General features: G+C 60.4%; 19 protein-coding genes. 6 read left to right on the top strand and 13 right to left on the bottom strand.

The genetic code is table 11. From position 1 onward, the window contains the following. Nucleotides 1–6 precede the first annotated feature (6 nt). The 4 genes from urtC to PH551_RS18470 form a co-directional block, all read right to left on the bottom strand. Nucleotides 7–1170, bottom strand: a complete 1164-nt coding sequence (gene urtC, locus PH551_RS18485; protein WP_097600668.1) for an urea ABC transporter permease subunit UrtC — start codon at nt 1168–1170, stop codon at nt 7–9. Continuing rightward, nucleotides 1167–2792 (bottom strand): urea ABC transporter permease subunit UrtB, encoded by a 1626-nt coding sequence (urtB, locus tag PH551_RS18480; protein WP_285194284.1) that lies wholly within the window; start codon nt 2790–2792, stop codon nt 1167–1169. Before urtB ends, urtC begins: the two co-directional genes overlap by 4 nt. Nucleotides 2793–2903: 111 nt before the next feature. After that, nucleotides 2904–4196 carry an urea ABC transporter substrate-binding protein gene (gene urtA, locus PH551_RS18475; protein WP_097600669.1) on the bottom strand — a complete coding sequence of 431 codons (1293 nt, stop codon included), beginning with the start codon at nt 4194–4196 and terminating at the stop codon, nt 2904–2906. 179 nt (nt 4197–4375) lie between these two features. Further along, nucleotides 4376–6280: an acid phosphatase gene (locus PH551_RS18470; protein WP_285194283.1), complete on the bottom strand. Its 1905-nt coding sequence runs from the start codon at nt 6278–6280 to the stop codon at nt 4376–4378. 178 nt (nt 6281–6458) lie between these two features. On the opposite strand from PH551_RS18470, the gene PH551_RS18465 reads away from it, so the two are divergent. After that, on the top strand, nt 6459–9842 hold the full coding sequence (locus PH551_RS18465; protein WP_285194282.1) for a hybrid sensor histidine kinase/response regulator: 3384 nt from the start codon (nt 6459–6461) through the stop codon (nt 9840–9842). Then, nucleotides 9835–10752 (top strand): response regulator, encoded by a 918-nt coding sequence (locus tag PH551_RS18460; RefSeq protein ID WP_285194281.1) that lies wholly within the window; start codon nt 9835–9837, stop codon nt 10750–10752. Before PH551_RS18465 ends, PH551_RS18460 begins: the two co-directional genes overlap by 8 nt. Before the next feature lie 193 nt (nt 10753–10945). Here the strand turns inward: PH551_RS18460 and PH551_RS18455 are convergent, their stop codons facing one another. The 6 genes from PH551_RS18455 to PH551_RS18430 all read right to left on the bottom strand — a co-directional run bounded on the left by PH551_RS18455 (nt 10946) and on the right by PH551_RS18430 (nt 16479). Then, nucleotides 10946–12070 carry a branched-chain amino acid ABC transporter substrate-binding protein gene (locus PH551_RS18455; protein WP_085779191.1) on the bottom strand — a complete coding sequence of 375 codons (1125 nt, stop codon included), beginning with the start codon at nt 12068–12070 and terminating at the stop codon, nt 10946–10948. A 120-nt stretch (nt 12071–12190) separates the two neighbouring features. After that, nucleotides 12191–12544: a DUF6867 family protein gene (locus PH551_RS18450; protein WP_085779192.1), complete on the bottom strand. Its 354-nt coding sequence runs from the start codon at nt 12542–12544 to the stop codon at nt 12191–12193. An 18-nt stretch (nt 12545–12562) separates the two neighbouring features. After that, entirely contained in the window at nt 12563–13306 is a 744-nt protein-coding gene (locus PH551_RS18445) for an ABC transporter ATP-binding protein (RefSeq protein WP_285194280.1), read from the bottom strand. After that, the gene (locus tag PH551_RS18440) at nt 13306–14181 is read right to left on the bottom strand and encodes an ABC transporter ATP-binding protein (RefSeq protein ID WP_064804536.1); all 876 of its coding nucleotides are present in this window, start codon (nt 14179–14181) and stop codon (nt 13306–13308) included. Before PH551_RS18440 ends, PH551_RS18445 begins: the two co-directional genes overlap by 1 nt. Beyond that, the gene (livM, locus tag PH551_RS18435; RefSeq protein WP_285194279.1) at nt 14181–15572 is read right to left on the bottom strand and encodes a high-affinity branched-chain amino acid ABC transporter permease LivM; all 1392 of its coding nucleotides are present in this window, start codon (nt 15570–15572) and stop codon (nt 14181–14183) included. The genes PH551_RS18440 and livM overlap by 1 nt, the downstream gene beginning before the upstream one ends. Before the next feature lie 4 nt (nt 15573–15576). Then, complete coding sequence (locus PH551_RS18430) at nt 15577–16479, bottom strand: branched-chain amino acid ABC transporter permease (protein ID WP_064811172.1); 903 nt, start codon at nt 16477–16479, stop codon at nt 15577–15579. A 534-nt stretch (nt 16480–17013) separates the two neighbouring features. On the opposite strand from PH551_RS18430, the gene cysQ reads away from it, so the two are divergent. Together cysQ and PH551_RS18420 are read left to right on the top strand one after the other, a co-directional pair. Continuing rightward, nucleotides 17014–17811, top strand: coding sequence for a 3'(2'),5'-bisphosphate nucleotidase CysQ (gene cysQ, locus PH551_RS18425; protein WP_285194278.1), 798 nt, complete (start codon nt 17014–17016; stop codon nt 17809–17811). 586 nt (nt 17812–18397) lie between these two features. Next, nucleotides 18398–19123, top strand: a complete 726-nt coding sequence (locus PH551_RS18420) for a sugar transferase (protein WP_285194277.1) — start codon at nt 18398–18400, stop codon at nt 19121–19123. Here PH551_RS18420 and PH551_RS18415 read toward each other — a convergent pair. Then, nucleotides 19120–19302: a hypothetical protein gene (locus PH551_RS18415; protein WP_285194276.1), complete on the bottom strand. Its 183-nt coding sequence runs from the start codon at nt 19300–19302 to the stop codon at nt 19120–19122. The genes PH551_RS18420 and PH551_RS18415 overlap by 4 nt on opposite strands. Before the next feature lie 488 nt (nt 19303–19790). Between PH551_RS18415 and sciP the strand changes: the two genes are divergently transcribed. Next, nucleotides 19791–20066 (top strand): CtrA inhibitor SciP, encoded by a 276-nt coding sequence (gene sciP / locus PH551_RS18410; protein WP_007533628.1) that lies wholly within the window; start codon nt 19791–19793, stop codon nt 20064–20066. A 21-nt stretch (nt 20067–20087) separates the two neighbouring features. Here sciP and PH551_RS18405 read toward each other — a convergent pair whose 3' ends face one another. Next, nucleotides 20088–20555, bottom strand: a complete 468-nt coding sequence (locus tag PH551_RS18405) for a paraquat-inducible protein A (RefSeq protein WP_285194144.1) — start codon at nt 20553–20555, stop codon at nt 20088–20090. Nucleotides 20556–20690: 135 nt separating this feature from the next. On the opposite strand from PH551_RS18405, the gene PH551_RS18400 reads away from it, so the two are divergent. Next, the gene (locus PH551_RS18400; RefSeq protein ID WP_285194143.1) at nt 20691–20969 is read left to right on the top strand and encodes a GNAT family N-acetyltransferase; all 279 of its coding nucleotides are present in this window, start codon (nt 20691–20693) and stop codon (nt 20967–20969) included. A gap of 156 nt (nt 20970–21125) precedes the next feature. On the opposite strand, the gene PH551_RS18395 is transcribed toward PH551_RS18400, so the two are convergent. After that, on the bottom strand, nt 21126–21479 hold the full coding sequence (locus PH551_RS18395) for a flagellar export protein FliJ (RefSeq protein WP_085779199.1): 354 nt from the start codon (nt 21477–21479) through the stop codon (nt 21126–21128). Nucleotides 21480–21796: the final 317 nt, after the last annotated feature.

The following is a 21796-nucleotide window of genomic DNA, read 5'->3' as shown; positions in this document are numbered from 1 at the left end:
GGGCGCTCACTCCGCTGCCTGGATTTTCGCTTCGATGTCATCTTCCTCTGCCGCCGGGGGTACAGCGTCGGTGACGGCCTTCCGTTTGCCGAGTTGGTGCGCGATGGTGCCGACGACGCCCTTCGGCAGGAACAGCGTAACGGCGACGAAGAGACCGCCGAGCGCAAACAGCCAGAACTCGGGGAAGAGACCGGTGAAAATCGTCTTGCCGCCATTGACGAGGATCGCCCCGATGATCGGCCCGATTAGCGTTCCCCGCCCGCCGACCGCCGTCCAGATGACGACTTCGATGGAGTTTGCGGGCGCGAATTCGCCGGGATTGATGATGCCGACCTGCGGCACGTAGAGCGCGCCGGCAATGCCCGCCATCATCGCCGAGACGACGAAGGTGAAGAGCTTGAAATGCTCGACGCGGTAGCCGAGGAAGCGTGTGCGGCTTTCGGCGTCGCGTACGCCGACGAGCACCTTGCCGAACTTTGAGCGCACGATTGCCGAGGCGATCGTCAGCGATAGCGCCAGAAAGATCGCGGTCGCGGCGAAGAGGCTGGCGCGCGTGCCGTCTGCCTGGATGTTGAAGCCGAGGATGTCCTTGAAATCGGTCATGCCGTTATTGCCGCCGAAACCCATGTCGTTGCGGAAGAAGGCAAGCAGCAGCGCATAAGTCATCGCCTGGGTGATGATCGAGAGGTAGACGCCGTTGACGCGCGAGCGGAAGGCGAACCAGCCGAAGACGAAGGCGAGCAAACCAGGCACGAGGAGCACCATCAGCGCCGCGAACCAGAACTGGTCGAAGCCGTACCAGAACCAGGGCAGCTCCTTCCAGTTCAGGAACACCATGAAGTCGGGAAGGATCGGATCGCCGTAGACGCCGCGCGAGCCGATCTGGCGCATCAGATACATGCCCATCGCATAACCGCCGAGCGCGAAGAAGGCGCCGTGGCCGAGCGAAAGGATGCCGCAGAAGCCCCAGACGAGATCGAGCGCCAGCGCCAGCAGCGCATAGGTCAGATACTTGCCAAACAGCGCCATGATGTAGGTCGGGACGTGAAGCGGATGGGTAGGCCCGGTGGCGAGGTTCAGCACCGGCACGAGAATGGCGACCGCCAGCAGCAGGGCGACGGCGATTGAGATCCTGCGATCGAGCGATCGGAGAAGGAAGGCCGTTATCATGCTTCCACCGCCCTTCCTTTGAGTGCGAAGAGCCCGCGCGGACGCTTCTGGATGAACAGAATGATGAGGACGAGCACCAGGATTTTACCGAGCACGGCGCCGGCGAAGGGCTCAAGGAACTTGTTGACGACGCCGAGCGACAGGGCGCCGACCAGCGTGCCCCAGAGATTGCCGACCCCGCCGAATACGACGACCATGAAGCTGTCGATGATGTAGTTCTGGCCGAGGTTCGGCGAGACGTTATCGATCTGCGAGAGCGCCACACCGGCCATGCCGGCGATGCCGGAGCCGAGCGCGAATGTGAAGGCGTCGACCCAGCCGGTGCGGATGCCCATGGAGGAAGCCATGCGCCGGTTCTGTGTCACCGCCCGCATCTGCAGCCCGAAGGCGGAGCGCTTGAGCAGCATCAGGAGCGTCAGGAATACCACCACAGAGAAGACGATGATCCAGAGCCGGTTCCAGGTGATGACCAGCCCGCCGAAATCGAAGGCACCGGACATCCAGCTCGGATTGCGGACCTCGCGGTTGGTCGGTCCGAAATAGCTGCGGATCGCCTGCTGCAGGATCAGCGACACGCCCCAGGTGGCAAGCAGGGTCTCCAGCGAGCGGCCGTAGAGATAGCGGATCACCGAACGTTCGATGACGAGACCGACCAGACCGGTGAAGAGGAAGGCAGCCGGCACCGCGAAGGCCAGTGAATAATCGGCAAGCGAGGGGAAGGCCGAGGCGATCGTTTCCTGCACGACATAGGTCGTATAGGCGCCGATCATCACCATCTCGCCATGCGCCATGTTGATGACGCCCATGACGCCGAAGGTGATGGCAAGGCCGATAGCGGCCAAGAGCAGCACCGAGCCGAGCGACAGGCCGTACCAGACGTTCTGGACGACGTCCCAGAGCGCCAGGTCACGGTTGATCGAATTGATCTCCGTCTGGATCGCGGGCTTCAGATCGTCGGGCGCATTCGCCATCGCCGTCGTCAGGATCGTCAGCGCATCGCGGCCGCCGCAGGCGGCGATCATATCGATGGCAGCCCGCTTCTCCTCGAGACCGGCATCGCTCTTCAGCACCATCACGGCCCGCGCCGCTTCCATCGTGTTTTTGATCTCGCCATCCTTCTCGGCTGAAAGAGCCGAATTCAGCAGTTCGAGATTGGCAGGATCGGCATCCCTAAGCATGCCCTCGGCCGCAGCGAGCCGCGCCGAGCGATCCGGGCTCAGAAGCGTCAGCTGGCTCATCATCGTTGTGATCGTGGTGCGCAGTGCATTGTTGATCTTGACCTTCGACATCAAGTCGGGATCGACATCGGCAACCGCCTCGCCGGTGATCGGATCGGAATAGGTGGGCTCGTCCTCCGTCCCGCCCTGCACGAGCACGGGACCACCCTCCGAATTGACGTAGAGTTGGCCGTCGCTCAGCTGCTGCAGGATTTGGCTGACATGCGTATCCGCGGAAGCGGCAAGCGCCCGGATGGCCGCGTCGCGCTCGGGAAAGCCGCCAACGCCGAGCGCATCGACGAGAGCGTGCACGTCGTCCTCGGCGCGAAGGCCGGTCCCAGAAAGCGTCAGGCCCGAAAGCATCAGACAAAATGTCAGAAGGAGAATCTGGATGGCGCGAAACATCGGCTCTCTCGCCTTGAGTGTCGTCGGCCTTGCGGCGCAGCGGTAAAGATGGAGCTTCCGCCCGGTTCGGCTCCGGACGGAAGTCTTCAGGCTATCAGCGGATGGGTCTCCTCAGGAGCCCTTGCCGCCGCACTTGCCGGTGGCAACGTTGAAGTTGCCGCAGTTCAACGGCTTGCGCCAATCAGAGATCAGGTCCTTGGAGTCCGGCAGATAGTCCGACCATTCGTCGCCGACGACAGCGGGCGTTTGCTGGACGATTTCGAACTGGCCGTTGGCCTGGATTTCACCAATCAGCACCGGCTTGGTGATGTGGTGGTTGGGCATGACGGTGGCATAGCCGCCGGAGAGGTTCGGAACGGTCACGCCGATGATGTTATCGAGAACGGCATCGGTATTGGTGGTGCCGGCGGCCTCGACGGCCTTCACCCACGCGTTGAAGCCGATATAGGCGGCCTCCATCGGATCGTTCGTCACACGCTTGTCGTTCTTTGTGAAGGCGTGCCATTCCTTGATGAACTTCTTGTTGGCGGGGCTTTCCACCGACTCGAAGTAGTTCCAGGCAGCGAGATGGCCGACGAGCGGCTTGGTGTCGAGGCCGGCAAGCTCTTCTTCGCCGACCGAGAAGGCGACAACCGGAATGTCGGTCGCCTTGATGCCCTGGTTGCCGAGCTCCTTGTAGAACGGCACGTTGGCATCGCCATTGATCGTGGAGACCACGGCGGTCTTCTTGCCGGCCGAGCCGAATTCCTTGATCTTGGCGACCTCGGTCTGCCAGTCGGAGAAGCCGAACGGCGTGTAGTTGACGAGAATGTCTTCCTTCGGAATGCCCTTGGATTCGAGATACGCTGCCAGGATCTTGTTGGTCGTGCGCGGATAGACATAGTCGGTGCCTTCGAGCACGAAGCGCTTCACGCCTTCGGTCTTCATCAGATAGTCGACAGCCGGGATCGCCTGCTGGTTCGGAGCCGCACCCGTGTAGAAGATGTTGCGCGAGGATTCCTCGCCTTCATACTGCACAGGGTAGAAGAGCAGCGAGTTCAGCTCTTCGAAAACCGGCAGCACCGACTTGCGCGAGGACGACGTCCAGCAACCGAAGACCGCGGCGACCTTGTCCTTTTCGATCAGCTCACGCGCCTTTTCGGCAAAGAGCGGCCAATCGGACGCCGGATCGACGACGACAGCTTCGAGCTTCTTGCCGAGAAGGCCGCCCTTCTTGTTCTGCTCGTCGATGAGCATCAGCATGGCGTCTTTCAGCGTGGTTTCGGAAATTGCCATCGTGCCCGAGAGCGAATGCAGCACGCCGACCTTGATCGTATCGTCGGCGGCAATCGCGCTGCTGAAGGCAGCCGACGCTGTCATAATGGCGCCGAGCGCGGCACCCGTAATCGTGGATTTGAGATTCATATGGTTGATCCCCTCTCTTGTTCCGCAACAGGCCGGAAACGGAGTTAACTGTTGCCGAGAGGACTATCGGGTGCTGCAGCGCAAAAACACATACGCAAAATGACGTAGGCGCAGGGGTCGAATGCGCAGTCATGACGAGGAGGGCATCCCCGCCGCAGGGGTGCCCGGTCGGTTCGATATTAGCCGTCGATCGTCAAGGTGACCGAGCTCGGGCCGTAAGACAGGGTCGCCCTGTGGCCGGAGATGGTGAACTTGCCGAAGGTGCCGTTAATGGCGGCAGCCTTCAGGATTTCGATCTTCGTTCCAGGCGCCGGCGCAAAGCCATGGGCGAGCGCCACGTCAAGATCGCCGGCAAGCGCCGCCTTGCCTGCAACGACCAGCGTGCCGGCGCCATTCGCGCCGAGCGTCGGCTTCGCCGTCGCACTGGCGAGCTGCTGATAGTCGCCGCCCACGGCTAAGGGCTTGTCGGCGGCCACAATGAGCGAACCGCCATTGACCATCAACCCGCCGGCGCCGAGGGCCGAGGGAGAGCCGGCAACCAGCACGCCCTCTTCCAGCACGGTGCCGCCGGCATAGCTGTTGGCGCCGGAAAGATCGAGAATGCCGCTGCCGCGCTTCACCAGTCTGCCCTTGCCGCCGATGTCGTTGCGCCAGGTATCGATCGCATTGAAGCCGCCCTTTGCCGCATCCATCGTCACGGTCACGTCCTGTTCGAAGGCGCCGTAACCGTCGGCGGCGGCAAACAGGTTGAGGCGGCCATAGCCTTCCGCGTCATCGAGCAGCGGATAGCCCGAGGCGATTTCCGTTGTACCAAGCACCTCGCGGCGCTGTTCACCATCAAGATAGGGCAGGCGGGTTTCCAGAAGCGCTTCGGCGCCCTCCGGCACGCGGGCCGGCTGATCGGTCGCATGGATCGTCGGCAGCCCATAGCTCAGGCGCTGCAGCACATAGGCACGATTGGCTTCGTGATCGGCGAAACGGTCCGCCGAAAGCGGCGCCGCATGGGCGGCGACTTCGAGCGCGCCCGCATCCGCAACACCCGACTTGGCGATCAGCCATGACTGCGCCTGGGCGTAGGCAGCGCTCTTCAGCGCTGAATTGTCGGACTTGTTCAGGTTATAGACGACAGTGGCGGTGCCGAGCATGCGGCCGCCCATCACGTCGAGCAGAGAGTGCATGCCTGCAAGGATGCGGTCTTCACCCATTTCGCTGGCGCGGGCGATCATTTCCTGGAATCGCTGCGGCACCAAATAGGCCATGGCGAGCGCATCCCGCCAGGCTTCCGCCGTATGTCCGCTGGGGAAGCCACCGTCCTCGACCGGCTTGCTGCTTTTGGCGGGCTCGAGTGTCGGGACGACCGAGACGTCCGGGCTCCAGCGATAGGGACGGGCATATTTGAAATAGCGCTTGGCGGGCTCCGTCGAGCCATCGCCGCTTGCGGCATTGATGAAGTCGATGGCGAGGCCCATGTCCGGGTTGGCGTCGGTCTTGTTTTCCGTATCCGCTTTGCTGCCGGCGCCGCGATTGTTGCCCTTGTCGTCATATTTGACCGTCGTCGCGTCGGCCGCCACCTCAGTGATCGTGGTGATCTGCTTGGAACCGGCCTTCCAGGCATCCGTCAGCGGACCGAGACCATCGACGATGCTGGCATTCTTGCCGCGCCGATCGTCAAGATAGGCGGCCACCGCCTGCTCGGCCGTTCGCGCCTGCGTCGCCTTCACGACATAGCCGATATTAGCATCATGGACCGGCCTGTTGACGATCTGGCCGTCGGTCTTGCTGAAGGGAATGCCGTCCCAATCTGTCTTCGCGACTGCAGGGCAATTGTCCTTGGCTGCGGCTTCCACACCGGCATCGACAAAAGGAGTGCGCGGGGTCCATACTTCGAGGAAGCCGGAGAGAAGATGGACGGCGGCGTTGGTGTCGGCCGTCGAGAAGCAAGCGTCACCGCGCTTGTTGGTGTTTCCGGTCTCGGCATAGGGCGCTTTCGCACTTGTGGCTTGCTCAGCGGCGGCAAGCGAGGGCACGACCGAAAGAAGGCTGACGAGAGCGGTGCTCAGGCGGCAAAGTTTTGAAACAGACATGAGTATACCCGAAATGGTTTAACGAGTGGCGGCAGGGTTAGAGCGGATATGTGACAGAGCCGTTTCAAAAATATGACTGTTCTGCAAATCCGCCAGTGCGCACCCCTTGCCTTTCCCGTCCATCCCGCCAAAACTGCCGTGGAAACGATGAGCCCAACGAGAGTGCCGGAAAGAGGGCATGACAGCGCGCCAACGCATCATTCCGGTGAGACGCGAATATAATCGCTGGGTCGCCAACCAGACGCTTGAAGACTATGCGCTGCGCTTCACCGCAAAGAGCGCCCGCCATTTTTCGTCTGAGCGCATCTCGCAGACGGCAATCGGCGCGATCTCCTTCCTGGCGCTCGAAGCGATCGGCGGGGCGATCACCCTCTCCTACGGCACCACCAACGCCTTCTACGCCATCATCGTCGCCTCGATCGTCATGCTGGCAATCGGCCTGCCGATCAGCCGCTACGCCATCCGCCATGGCGTCGACATCGATCTTCTGACGCGCGGCGCCGGCTTCGGCTACATCGGCTCGACCATCACCTCGCTGATTTATGCGAGCTTCACCTTCATGCTGTTTGCGATAGAGGCCTCGATCATGTCCGGGGCCCTGGAGCTCACCCTCGGCATTCCGCTCTGGATCGGCTACCTCATCAGCGCCGTCATGGTGATCCCGCTAGTGACGCACGGCGTGCGGCTGATCAGCAAGTTCCAGCTGATCACCCAGCCCTTCTGGATCGTGCTGAACATCCTGCCCTTCATCTTCATCGCCTTCATGGACTGGGAGAAATTCGATCTCTGGCGCGCCTTTTCCGGCATCCGCCACGCTTCCGGCCCGCCCGGTACCATCGCCGACTTCGATCTGATGGAGTTCGGCGCCGCCTCCGCCGTCATTCTGGCGCTGATGTCGCAGATCGGCGAGCAGGCCGATTTCCTCCGCTTCCTGCCGCCGGCGCTGCAGCGCAAATGGCGCCATCGCCTAGCCGTCTTCCTTGCCGGACCCGGCTGGGTTATCATCGGCGCGCCGAAGCTGCTTGCCGGCTCCTTCCTGGTCGTGCTCACCTTCACTTCCGGCGTTCCCCTCGACCGCGCCGCCGATCCCGCGCAGATGTACCTCACCGCCTTCGGCTACATGGTTCCCTGGCACAATGCTGCGCTGCTGCTTATGGCCGCCTTCGTTGTCGTCTCGCAGCTCAAGATCAACGTGATGAACGCCTATGCCGGCTCGCTCGCCTGGTCGAATTTCTTCTCCCGGCTGACCCACAGCCATCCCGGCCGCGTTATTTGGCTTGTCTTCAATGTTGCGATCGCCCTGCTGTTGATGGAACTCGGCATCTACCGGCTGCTGGAGGAGACGCTCGGCATCTTCTCGATCATCGCGATGGCCTGGCTCTGCACGATCTCCGCCGATCTCTTCATCAACAAGCCGCTGGGGCTCGCGCCTGCCGGCATCGAGTTCAAGCGCGCCCATCTCTACGACATCAACCCGGTCGGCCTCGGCGCCATGACGCTGTCGGCGACGATATCGCTGATCGCGCACTTTGGCGCTTTCGGCGAGATGGCCGCGTCGCTTGCTCCCTATATCACCCTCGTCATCGCGCTGTCTGCCTCGCCTGCCATTGCCTGGGCGACCAGGGGCAAGTTCTATCTCGCCCGCAAGCCGCGCCAGAGCTGGAAGAATCTGACTAGCATCACCTGCTCTGTCTGCGAGCATCCCTTCGAGCCGGAGGATATGGCCTGGTGCCCGGCCTATGCAGCCCCTATCTGCTCGCTCTGCTGTTCGCTTGACAGCCGGTGCCACGACATGTGCAAGCCGGCCGCGCGTTTCAACGCACAGGTCGGAACCGTCGCGAGGACGCTGCTGCCGGAGAGCGTTCTGGGCAAGCTGACGACACGCCTTGGCCGCTACGGCATCGCCGTGGCGCTGGCGCTGACCGCCATCGGCGCGATCCTGGCGATGATCGCCCATCAGGTCGCCTCCGCCTCGCCGGAGACGGCAGAGGTGGTCAATCGCACCATTCTGATCGTCTTCTTCGTCTTCTCGGTGATATCAGGCGTCGTCTGCTGGTTCTATGTGCTCGCCCATGATAGTCGCGTCGTCGCCGAGGAGGAATCCTCGCGCCAGAACACGCTGCTGCTCAAAGAAATCGCCGCCCACAAGAAAACCGATGCGGCCCTTCAGAACGCCAAGGAGACGGCCGAGGCCGCCAACCGCGCCAAGAGCCGCTATGTCGTCGGCCTCAGCCACGAGCTGCGCACACCTTTGAACGCCGTGCTCGGCTATGCCCAGATCCTCGAACGCGACGAAACGATCCCGGCGCCGCGCCAATCCTCGATCAAGCTCATCCGCCGCAGCGCCGAACATCTCTCGGGGCTGATCGACGGTCTGCTCGATATTTCGAAGATCGAGGCCGGCCGCCTACAGGTCTATTCCAACGAGATCAATATCCATGACTTCCTCGACCAGATCGTCGAGCTGTTCCGCCCGCAGGCGCAGGCCAAGGGACTTGTCTTTCTACATGACCGTTCGCCTGTTTTGCCGCAATTCGTCCGCACCGACGAAAAGCGCCTGCGCCAGATCCTCGTCAACCTGCTCTCCAATGCCATCAAGTTCACCGACGAAGGCAGCGTCGCCTTCGATGTCGCCTATCGCAGCCAGGTCGCGACCTTCACCGTCACCGATACCGGCCGCGGCATTGCCGAAAAAGACCTGACACGCATCTACGAACCTTTCCAGCGGGGCGAGGCAGACAGCGTGCGGCCGATGCCTGGCCTCGGCCTCGGCCTCACCATCACCCGGCTTCTGACCAACACGCTCGGCGGCGAGATTGCGGTATCCAGCGTCAAGGACGAAGGTTCGACATTCCGTGTGCGGCTCATGCTGTCCGCCGTCATGCGCGCCGCCGCGCCGCCGCAGGAAAAACGCATCGTCGGTTACGACGGTCCGCGCCGCACCATCGTCGTCGTCGACGATAATGAGGATCACCGCGAGATGATGCGTGAAATCCTGGCGCCGCTCGATTTCATCGTGCTGACGGCGGCAGGCGGCGCCGAGTGTCTGACACTGATCGACGGCATCCAGCCCGATCTGTTCCTCGTCGATATACTGATGCCCGGCATGAGCGGCTGGCAGCTCGTCTCGCGTCTGCGTGAGGCTGGCCAGACGGCACCGATGCTGATGCTTTCGGCCAATATTGGCGATGCGACGGTTCTGAGCGACAGCGACGACAGCCACAATGACGCTATCGGCAAACCGATTGACATTCGCCAACTGCGTGACAAGCTTGCCCTGCATCTTGGCCTGAATTGGGTCTATGCCGATGACGCGCCCGCCGCTCCTGCAAAGATCGAGGCGCAGCTGCTAGGTCCGGGTGCAACCCATGTGCAGGAATTGCTACGGCTCGGCGAGATCGGTTACATCAAGGGCATCGAAGCCAAGCTTTCGGACCTTGCCAAGGTGGAGGCAAATCGGCCATTCACGGAGGCTCTTCGACCCTATGTGGCTGCCTTCGATCTGGCCGGCTTCATGTCCTTCCTGCACGACTTCGACGAAAAGGTGGAATCCATTGGCTGAGCCGGCCCTCCCCCGCGACATCGTTTTGCTGGTCGACGACTCGCCGGAGGCACTCGGTTTCCTGACGGATGCGCTCGAACAGTCCGGCTTCTCCGTTCTCATCGCCACCTCGGGCACGGCAGCGCTTGGCATCGTCGAGCGCATCACGCCTGATCTGATTCTGCTCGACGCTGTGATGCCTGTGATGGATGGCTTTGAGACCTGCCGCAGGCTGAAGGCAAATGCCGCCGTCGGCCAGGTGCCGGTGATTTTCATGACCGGCCTGACGGAGACCGAGCATGTCGTGCACGCGTTGGAATCCGGCGGCGTCGATTACCTCACCAAACCGATCAACATCGACGAACTGCGCGCCCGCATCCGCGTCCATCTGCGCAATGCCCGCTCGGCCCAGAGCGCCCGCGTTGCGCTGGACGCTGCCGGCCGTCACCTGCTGGCGGTCAAGGGCGATGGTGCGATCCACTGGTCGACGCCGCAGGCAACGCGGCTCGTCAATGCCGCCATGGGCAGTGACGACGGCATGGAGATCGTCGTCCGTCATATTGCCGGCTGGATGCGCGACCGCGCAGGCGCGGGACGAGACGGCATCATCTCAATCACCCAGGCCGGCCAGGCAGCGCTGCAGCTTGCCTTCCTCGGCGCGATCGGCTCGGATGAATATCTCTTCCGCCTCACCGCCGCCAGCCACCGTAGCGACGACGAGATGCTGCGCCAGCGTTTTTCGCTCACCCAACGAGAATCCGAAGTGCTGCTCTGGATCGCCAAGGGCAAGGCCAACCGTGACATCGGCGAAATACTGGGTTTGTCGGCGCGCACCGTGAATAAGCACCTCGAACAGATATACGTGAAACTCGGGGTAGAGAACCGCGCATCGGCCGCCGTGAAGGCGACGCATGTGCTGCATGAGATGTGATGGATAGCGGAAGGCGTTCCGTGGATCACGTCTCCTCCACCGCACCGCTGACAAGCGGCAGCAGTACCACTTTCTCCATCCGGCCAAGCCGGCGCCGCTTCACCGGCTGACCGCCCGGTGGATGAAGCGCCGCCAAAAAAGAAGCCCGGTGAACCGGGCTTCAATGATCATATTCCTAGAGACGAAGCTAAGCTTACTTGGTCTCCTGCGGGACGTAGGTGTACTTGCCGTCCGCGCCCTTCTTCCATTCGTACATGATGTAGCCAGGAATCTTCGGGTCGCCCTTTTCGTCGAACGAAATGTCGCCGAGCACCGTCGGGAACGGACCCTTTTCCTTCATGGCCGTGGCAACGGCTTCAGGGTCCACCGAACCGGCAGCCTTGGCAGCGCCGGCAATTGCCTGCATCGCAGCGTAGGAGTAGAGCGTATAGGCTTCCGGGTTGAAACCAGCAGCCTTGAACTTTTCGACGAGCTCCTTGTTCGCCGGGTTCAGCGTCGGATCGGGGCCGAAGGTGTTCAGGGTACCGGCGACAGCGTCACCAGCGATCGAGGCCAGCTCGTTCGAAACGATGCCGTCACCGGAAACCAGCGTTGCCTTCAGGCCCTGGTCTGCGGCCTGACGGATGATGAGACCGGCTTCGGTGTGCAGACCGCCCCAATAGATGATCGAGACGCCGGCTTCCTTCATCTTGGCGATGAGGGCCGAGAAGTCCTTGTCGCCGACGTTGATGCCTTCGTACATGACTTCCGTCAGGCCGGCGGCATTCATCGCCTTCTTGGTTTCGTCTGCAAGGCCCTGACCGTATGGGGTCTTGTCGTGAATGACGGCGATCTTGGCGTCCTTGAAGTGGTCGGCGAGATACTTGCCGGCGATGGCGCCCTGCTGGTCGTCACGGCCGCAGGTGCGGAACGTGTTCCAGAGGCCCCGTTCCGTGAACTTCGGGTTCGTCGCGGCCGGGGTGATTTCGAGGATGCCGTTTTCGGCATAGACTTCCGAAGCCGGGATTGAAACGCCCGAGTTGAAGTGGCCGATGACGAACTTGACGCCGTCGGCAACGAATTTATTGGCGACCGAAATGCCCTGCTTCGGGTCGGAAACGTCGTCGCCGAGCTCGATCTTGATCTGCTCGCCATTGATGCCGCCAGCAGCGTTGATGTCGGCGGCTGCCTGCTCGGCACCCTTCTGAAGCTGAGCGCCAAAAGCGGCGTTCGGGCCGGTCAGCGGACCAGCGACAGCGATGAGGACGTCGGCCCAAGCGTTGCCGCTGAAGGCGACCATCGCCGTCAGAGCCACTGCCGACAGAAGAGACTTCTTCATATTGTTACTCCCAATTTTTGGGCGGGTTCCGGTCCAAGGCCCGACGCATTACCCACCATAGACTGCGCCAGGAAAGCTGTTCCGCTCTGAAGGCAATTCATGCCTAGTTTCAACGGACTGTCAATGTTTGTCCTTCCACGAAAACGCGGAAGTTTTTTCGTACAGCCAGTAATAGTTGTTGACCATCTGATTGGTACGGCGAAAGCGAAAGCCCGCCGTCGAGAAGACAAGCAAGGTCACGAAGTCGATGCCATAGTAGAGGGCGCTGAGCATCGGCCCATTGAACAGGGCGTGGTGTAGAAACTGCATCGCCCATGCAAGGAGGAAGGTGTAGACGACGGCCAGTGGATAATTGTTCCAGCCGTCAGCAACCGCCTTGCCGGCTCGCCAGGCCGTCCAGAAACCGATCAGAACCACGAGGGCGCGAATGACAACGCGAACGCCGTCGTCACTTTCGAAGAAAAGTCCCTGCATGTTAAACTCTCCCTTCGACTAGTGTCTTCCGCCTTCGAGATAGGCGGCGCGGACTTCCGGATTGGCGAGCAGTTCCTTGCCGGAGCCGCTCATCGTCACCTTGCCGTTCACCATCACATAAGCGCGGTGCGAAAGCCTCAGTGCCGCGAATGCGTTCTGCTCGACGAGGAACACGGTGAGGCCTTCCTGCTCGTTGAGCTTCCGGATCGCTTCGAAAATCCCCTTAACGATCAGCGGCGCCAGGCCGAGCGAAGGTTCGTCGAGCAGCAAGAGCTTCGGACGCGCCATCAGCGCGCGGCCGATCGACAGCATCTGCTGCTCGCCGCCCGAAAGCGTGCCGCCGCGCTGGGCATGGCGTTCCTTGAGACGCGGGAAGAGCGTGAAGATCTTCTCGACGTCCTCAGCAAAATATTTGAGATTGTCGAGACCCGCGCCCATCTGGAGGTTTTCCGTGACCGTCATGCGCGGGAAGATGCGACGCCCTTCCGGCGACTGGGCGATGCGCAGGCGTGCGATTTCATGGGTCGGCATACGGGTGATCTCGCGACCCTCGAAGACGACCGATCCCTTACGGGCCTGGGGGCTGCCGCAGATCGTCATCATCAGTGTCGACTTTCCGGCGCCATTCGCGCCGATCAGACTGACGATCTCGCCCTTGTTGACCTCGACATCGATGCCGGCCAGCGCGCGGATATTGCCGTAATAAGTTTCGACGCCATTCACCTGAAGAAGCGGTTGACCCGTCATGACTGCATCGCCCATCAGTTTGCGCCTCCTTCGAGCTGCTCGACGGTTGCGATCACCTCTTCCACTTCTTCATCCTCGACGCCGAGATAGGCCGCAATGACCTTTGGATCGTGCTTCACATGATCCGGCGTGCCGTCGGAAATCTTCTGGCCATATTCGAGGACGACGACGTGATCGGAGATTTCCATAACCACAGACATGTCATGCTCGATAAGGAGAATGGAGGTTCCGGTATCGGCGCGAATGCCCTGCAGAAGCTCGTTGAGCTTAGCGGATTCGCGTGGGTTGAGGCCTGCGGCCGGTTCGTCCAGGCAGAGCAATTCCGGGCCCGTGCACATTGCACGTGCGATCTCGAGACGGCGCTGGGCGCCGTAAGGCAGATCGCCTGCCGGATCGTCTGCACGCTCTATCAGATCGGCCTTTTCAAGCCAATGACGCGCCAACTCGACGGCTGCGGCGGCTTCTCGCCGATAAGGGCCGATGCCGATGAGGCCGAGAATGGTATAACCCGACGCCTGCATCAGCTTGTTGTGCTGGGCGACGAGCAGATTTTCCAGAACCGTCAGGCCGGAAAACAGCCGGATGTTCTGGAAGGTGCGCGCCACCTTGGCTTCCTTGGTGATACGAAAGTCCGGGAGACGCTCCAGCAGGTACTGCTTGCCGCTTCTCTGATTAAGCGTGATCATCCCCATCGTCGGCTTATAGAAGCCGGTGATGCAGTTGAAGACGGTGGTCTTGCCGGCGCCGTTCGGACCGATCAACGCGGTGATGTCGCCGCGCTTGGCCTCGAAGGAGAAGTCGTTGATGGCCATCAGGCCGCCGAACTTCATCGACAGGTGCTCGACCTTGAGAAGCGTGTCGCTCGACATCGTATTGGTGACGGGGCTCATCAACCGTGGCCCTCCTTGGTGAAGCTTCCGGATACGGCCTTGCGTGTCTTGAGGAAGGCGGTTGGTTCACGCGATCCGACGAAACCGCGCGGTTTGAACAGCATGACGACCACCATTGCGAGACCGAAGAGCAGCATGCGGTAGAGTTCCGGCGTGAAGTCGGGCCCGAAGACTGCTTTCAGGAAATCCATTTCGCGCAACGCTTCGGTACCGCCCACCATGACGATCGCGGCGATCGCAATGCCGGTCAGCGAGCCCATGCCGCCGAGAACGACGATGGCGAGAACGACGGCCGATTCCAGGAAGATGAAGGATTCCGGCGAGACGAAGCCCTGGCGAGCGGCGAAGAACGAACCCGCGAAGCCGCCGAACATGGCTCCGGTCGCGAACGCCGTCAGCTTGGTCGTCACCGTATTGATGCCGAGCGAACGACAAGCGATCTCGTCTTCACGCAGCGCTTCCCAGGCACGCCCGATCGGCATGCGCCGCAGGCGGATGGTGACGTAAGCCGTCAACATGCACAGCGCCAGGATCAGGTAAAAGAGGAAAATCTTGTAGTAGGCGGAAGACATCGGCAGGTGAAAGAGCTTGGCAAAGCCGCCGGCCGTCGCATCGAAGGGAATGCCGAAGAGCGTCGCCTTTGGAATGCTTGAGATACCGAAGGTTCCCTTGGTCACGTCGGTCCAGTTGATCAGCACGAGGCGGATGATTTCACCGAAGGCGAGCGTGACGATGGCGAGATAGTCGCCGCGCAGACGCAGCACCGGGAAGCCGAGAATGACGCCCCAGAGCGCGGCCAGGATGCCGGAAAGCGGCAGGAGCAACCAGAAGGACAGGCCGAAATAGCTCGACAGCAGAGCATAGGAATAGGCGCCGACCGCATAGAAGGCGACATAGCCGAGATCGAGAAGGCCCGCGAGGCCGACGACGATGTTCAGCCCCCAGGCGAGCATCACGTAGATCAGGATCTGGATGCCGAAATTGTCGACCCATTTCAATGAGCCCTGAGCGCCGACTGCCGCCACGATCACCATCGGATAGAGCAGCAGCGCAATCAGCGCGATCTTCAGGAAATGCCGATGGAAGAAGCTCTTCTCGGTCGAAATGTCGAGATCGCCCTCCCGCGCCTTCCGCAATTTGCGGCGGTCGATATTCGGCTTGATGAAAACGACCATGGCGAAACGGCCGATCGCCGCGATGGCGACGAAAATCGCCAGCAGACCCCAGCGCTGGATGATGATCAGCTCGTTATTGATGTTCTGATCGGTCTTCAGACCGACATAAAGAACAAACATGCCGAGCGACAGGACGGCGGCGAAAAGGGCTTCGATAAGACCTTTGCGGACAAGTCCGGCATCGGGCTTGCCTGCAGAATTCTCGATGTTTGGCATGACGTTATACCTTCTCGACTTCCGGCCGTCCGAGGATGCCCGTCGGCTTGAAGATCAGCACGAAAGCGAGGATGGCGAAGGTCGCCACATCCTTATACGCGATGGTGAAATAGGCCGACCACAGCGATTCGATCAGGCCGATCATCAACCCGCCGAGAACGGCGCCCGGCAACGAGCCGATGCCGCCGAGAACGGCTGCGGTAAATGCCTTCACACCCGGCGTGAAACCATCGGCGAACGAAGCGACGCCATAATACATCAGATACATCGTCCCGGCGACGGCAGCCAGCGCCGCCCCCATGACGAAAGTGATCGAGATCGTCTGGTCGACATTGACCCCGAGCAGCGCCGCCATCTTGCGATCCTGCTCCGTGGCGCGCTGGGCGCGGCCAAGCGCTGTATGATTGACGATATACCAGAAGACGGTCAGCAGCACCGCCGTGATCAGGATGATGATGATCTGCTTCAGCGACACCGAGATGTTGCCGAACTGGTAAACCGAGCTCACCATCGGCGGGATCGGCTTGTTGCGCGGTCCCTGCGTCACCTGGATGAAGTTGGACAGCACGATCGACATGCCGATTGCGGTGATCAACGGTGCAAGGCGGAAGGATCCGCGCAGCGGACGGTAGGCAACACGCTCGATCGTCCAATTCCACAAGCTCGTCATCAGCATCGCAACGACAAGCATGGCCAGCAGCAAAATTGCCACCGGGAGACCTGCGAAGATGGATGTAAGGACGAGAAAGACGATAAGAGCGGCGAAACCACCGAGCATGAAGATGTCGCCATGGGCGAAATTGATCATGCCGATAATGCCATAAACCATCGTATAGCCGATAGCCACGAGGCCATAGATGGATCCGAGCGTCAGCCCATTGAAGAGCTGCTGGACGAAATACTCCATATGTCGTTTTCCCCTGGATGCGAGCCGAAGATGCTGCATCTCTTTTTGGTTATTCGGCTCCTCGTTCAAGGAACCTCATAGGCCGCATCCATACCGGTTTCGTTGAAAATGTGAAGACAAAAAGGGTCTACTCCAGCAGATTCTTGTTCGAACAGGCCTAAATGGCGCATTTTGAGCCAGAATCCACAGAAAATCGGCAAAGCCCGACCCATTTTTAGCCAAAATCCTCTGCCGGCTTAACCATCCGGCAAGCGCGCCTTCGATTTCCTGCGTCGCTTCCCGCGTAAGCCATTCCGCAAGGCTGGAAGAAAGCGCAAATTCAACCCTTGAGCCCGCAGTTTTTGCGAATGGTTTTTCACATGCAAATGCCGCCATCCTCGCCTGACAGCTGCGTGAACTTATGGTAGCATCAACTATCTGCGTTATCGGGGGTGCGGGGCGCGGCGAGAACCACCATATCGATATCTGGTGCGACAGGGATGGTTGACGACGAGCGACAGCGGGCGCTCGCGGTGCGGCGAACGGCAAAGGACAATGCTGACCACATTTGAAAAGGCGGCGCTCGAAGCCGGCAAGGCCATCATCGCGGTTTTGCGCGAAGGCTTTCCCATCGCCATGAAGGCGGACGCAAGTCCGGTTACGGTTGCCGACGAGGAGGCCGAACGCATCATCCTGGCCCATCTCTCCAGGGATTATCCCGACATACCCGTCGTGGCGGAAGAGTCGGTTGCCGCTGGCAACGTGCCCGACATCAGCGGCCGGGGCTTCTTCCTCGTCGACCCGCTCGACGGCACCCGTGAATTCGTCGACGGACGGCAGGAATTCACCGTCAACATCGCCTATATCGAGAACGGCGCCCCGGTCGCCGGGATCGTCTACGCGCCGGCGCTCGGGCTCGCCTTCTCAGGAGAACGCGGCCGTGCCGAAAGGCTTGATGTCACCGAGGACTTCACCATTGGGGCACGCACCGCAATTGCCGTGCGCGAGCAGCCGGACGATCGGCTGGCACTTGCAAGCCTTCGTCACAACAGCCCGGAGACAGGAACCTTCCTCGCCGATCATGCGATCTCCAAATGCACCAATATCGGCTCTTCGCTGAAATTCTGCCTGTTGGCGGAAGGCAAGGCCGACGTCTATCCACGCTTCACCCGCACGATGGAGTGGGACACCGCGGCCGGCGACGCGGTGCTGCGCGCGGCCGGAGGGTCGACAGTGACGCTCGACGGGGCGCTGCTGACCTATGGCAAGACGGGGGCGGCGGCCGATTTCGACTTTGCAAACCCGAACTTCATCTCCTGGGGCGGCAGGAAACGCGTCCTCGAACCCGCGTGACCATCCAGGCATTCGGCAAATGCCGTGATAGCGCGATGCCGCCCTTTATGATGTTCTGCGCCTGCCGCGGCATTCCCTACCGCGTTCGATCGCACAGCACACCCTCGCACAAACTGGGAAGTGATTTGGCCGGGGCGGTCGCGTGATTCCCGGCCGGCTTAACTCTCCATCGCTCACAGTTTGGAGCTTGTCGATTCGGCCTTGATTTTGTCATATTCTGACACAGTTTGAGAACGGCCGAACATATCCGGCAAAAAAATTCACGTCGGAATTCGTTAAAAAAGCGGTCAGCCAACCGTCGGTCGCGTGTCGAAACAACACGAGGACAGCCCCATGGAAGCCATGGCCAAAGGCCTAGAAACCTTGACGAAATTGTAATTCTTAACGAAATATCATGAGCTTGCCTCAACTTAACGCAGGTGCGAAAGATTTGTTGCGATGCGATATTTCTCTGGACACCATTACACAATTGTCGCATTTTTCCGTTTTAGTAGGGTTACCAACACCTGAGTGCAGCCCTGGTCACAGGGCAAACCATTGATCGCCTATTGCCGCCGCGCCCCTCGAAGACAACAGAGTACGATCCTTGAGCATCACGGAATTAAACAACACCATTTCGACTGATTCCTTCCGGCCGAGCCGCCGCCAGCAGCCGAGCTTGAAGATTCAGAGCCCTGTTATCCATAGCGATGCCTCCCAGGCGCCGTGGATGGACCTCGCCCTGAAGCGGGCGTTCGACATAGTTTCGTCGTTGAGCGCCCTCCTCGTCCTCGCTCCTTTCCTTCTCCTTATAGCCCTGCTGATCAAGCTCGACAGCCCGGGACCGGTGCTGTTCAAGCAGACCCGCTGGGGTAAGAACTGCAAGGCCATCAAGGTCTACAAGTTCCGTTCAATGCGCACCGATCTTTGCGATGTCTCGGGCGTTGCCCAGACGGTGAAGAACGACCCGCGCATCACCCGCATCGGCGCTATTCTGCGCCGCACGAATATCGATGAGTTGCCGCAGCTGTTGAACGTGCTGTTGGGCGACATGTCGGTCGTCGGTCCTCGCTGCCATGCAATCGGCATGCGCGCCGGCGGCATGCTCTATGAAGAGCTCGTACCCGAATATCATCAGCGCCACGCGATGCGCCCCGGCATGACCGGTCTTGCCCAGATGCGTGGCCTGCGCGGTCCGACCGATCGTCCCGCCAAGGCGCGCGCCCGCATCGCTTGTGATCTTTATTATGTCGGGAATTTCTCGATTTTGATGGATATGCGCATTATCGCCGGGACCGTCGTATCCGAACTGACCGGCGGAAAAGGCTTCTAAGCTTTTTGTGAGAACGGCACCGGCTGCCTCAGGGCGGCCGGTGCCGTTCTGGCGATCTCCTGCGTGCGGTTGACCGTATATGGCTTGGACATCGCGCTCTTCAGATAACCATCCACGGCGTCCGACGAGAGATCGAGAATGATCGTAATCTCATCGCTGCTCGTGCGTTTCGCTGACAACGCAGCTCTTCGAGCTGGCGCCGGCTGGACGTTTCCGGCGAGCCATCTTCCGGATTGCGGTTAGTGAGAGGCGGTCCAGAATCTCACGCAGCCATAGCGCATTGCCACAGAGTGCTCCCGTGCCCACATCGCCGCCCGAGTAGCGAAAATGTACTTGCTTCCGGTGAGTGTCGTGCAATGCGAAGGGATGTTCAGGCCGGACACCTGGAAGAGCGCGTCGAGGCGGCAATTTTCCTGATCGGCAGCACCGCCCGCAATCGATCCATCCTCGCAGAAGATCGGCGGAACCGTACGCTTCATCGGCGTCACCGGTCTGATGCCATAGAAGAGATCGACGTGCTCGTGAGAGCCGGCAGGATTTTTTTCGCTCGTTCACCGGCCACTCTGGCACGTAAATTTGTTATCAAAGTCTTACGTTGGGCTTAGGCAATTTTTAAATGTGGCAGGCTAGAGTGGCGCTCGTGGTCTTGCGTTGTGTAGAGAGTCCAATGACCGAAATGATACGTCCCCGAGTGAAATATGTCATCGGCCCCGATGGCAGCCCCCTGACCATCGCGGACCTTCCGCCGCCCAATACGCGGCGCTGGGTAATCCGCCGCAAGGCAGAGGTTGTCGCGGCTGTTCGCGGTGGCCTGTTGAGCTTGGAAGAGGCCTGCGAGCGTTACACGCTCACGGTCGAAGAATTCCTTTCCTGGCAGTCGTCGATCAACAGCCACGGCCTCGCCGGGCTGCGCACCACCCGCATCCAGCAGTATCGCCACTGATCACGCGCCATTCGTCGCCACTTATTTCGGGCCGGACGCATCTCCCATCAGGGAATGAAGAAGGCCCGAAATCATTGACGAGGCCGCGTAGCACCAGAGGCCGGGCTGCGTGAAGGCATCCGCCAACCCCGTTGTCTTCGCCGCAGCAATGACGATCGCGACCAGCAACACGTCCATCATTGACCACTTGGACAGATGCGGCACGACGCGACGATAGAAGAGGCTCCCGGCCCCGCTGCCGGCAGCCGTCGCTTCCGCCGCAATCCCGATCATCTTCAGAAACGGAAGCACGATCGAGACCAGCGCGACGATCAGCGCCAGCAGCCTATCTCCGCCTTGCCAGAGCGAGACGACGACTTCGATGAGCGACGGAGTCTGATCGAAGAAGTACAGCGTCTCGAAACGGACCAGCGGCAAGATCAGACCGAGCGCCAGGAGGAACGGCGCTGCTACGAGAGGAGCAGGGCGGACGATCGAAAGCGCGCTCATTCCCAAAGACCTCGCGCCGATCCGACATTCTTCATGAACACTGCGTCTCCCTGAGGAACTGTTCCACCCGCTTGGCACGACCGCGCCGCCGTGTCACCGTCGGCTGCGATAAATATCTGTGTACGAGGAAAGACGATGGATATCCGAAATGAGGAAGGCGCATCCGGCGGCCGTTATGCCGTGGATGTCGAGGGGCACGAGGCGGAGATGACCTATTCACGTGCGTCGCCGAAGCTCGTCATCATCGATCACACGGCCGTTCCCGACGCTTTACGTGGCAAGGGTGTCGGCCAGGCATTGGCGCTTCACGGGGTGGAAGCGGCCCGCGCCGGCGGTTGGAAGATCATTCCGGTCTGCCCGTTCTTCAAGGCGCAGGCAGAACGTCATCCGGAATGGCAAGATGTCGTGAACTGATTCGCGACGCTTGAAGCGGTCGTCGCGTGGAGCGGCGGCGTGCGGACGCAAAACAGGGGAAACACCAAAAGCCATGTATGACGGACGGCACGCCCATCATACATGGCTTCTCTCTGGCGATTCCCGGGGCGCCGACGCCGGCGCCCGCATTTTCTCTTAGGCCCTGGCGGCGCGGGCGCCGCTGTCACGTTCTTCCAGCGCCGTCGCCCTTGCAAATTCCGCCTGCATCTCCTCAAGCGCCAATTCCAGCGCCTCTTCCTGCATCTTCAGTTCCTTGATTGAAACCTGCAGGTTGTCGGCCCGCTGACGCGCGGCCTTGGCGAAGGTCGGATAAGCAAAGTGATTCGGGTCGGATATACCGGACTTCTTTTCCTCGACGACGATCTGGCTCTCCAGATCCTTCGTCATCCGTTCGAATTCGGACATCATCATCTGCAATTGCTGCAATTGACGTCGTTTTTCGTTCACCTGAAACTCTTTCAGGCGAACGAGACTTTCTCGCGACTTCATACGCATTACTCCCGTGATGCGAGACCCCGGCTCAACTTGAAACCGCCCTGCGCGCCGCTTTGACACGGCTTGCTAAAAAATTTCCTGCGATATTAACAAAAACCTACCGCTGGTAACCTTTCGTTTACGGGCATCGTTAATGATAGGCCCGATGATTTAAGGGTCGGTAAATGCCACGGCATGAAGTTCGAACCTTTTCATTGGCGAGTCGGATGAATCACTTAGCGCTGTTTCCTAATGTTAAAGTTGAGGAACGCCTTTTTGAGATTCCTATTGGAAAACAGAGAAATGGAAAAATTATTTAATAAATTCGATAC

The organism is Rhizobium atlanticum, from assembly GCF_030182485.1.
Taxonomy (GTDB): Bacteria; Pseudomonadota; Alphaproteobacteria; order Rhizobiales; family Rhizobiaceae; genus Rhizobium.
This window is presented reverse-complemented; position numbering and strand designations above follow the sequence as displayed.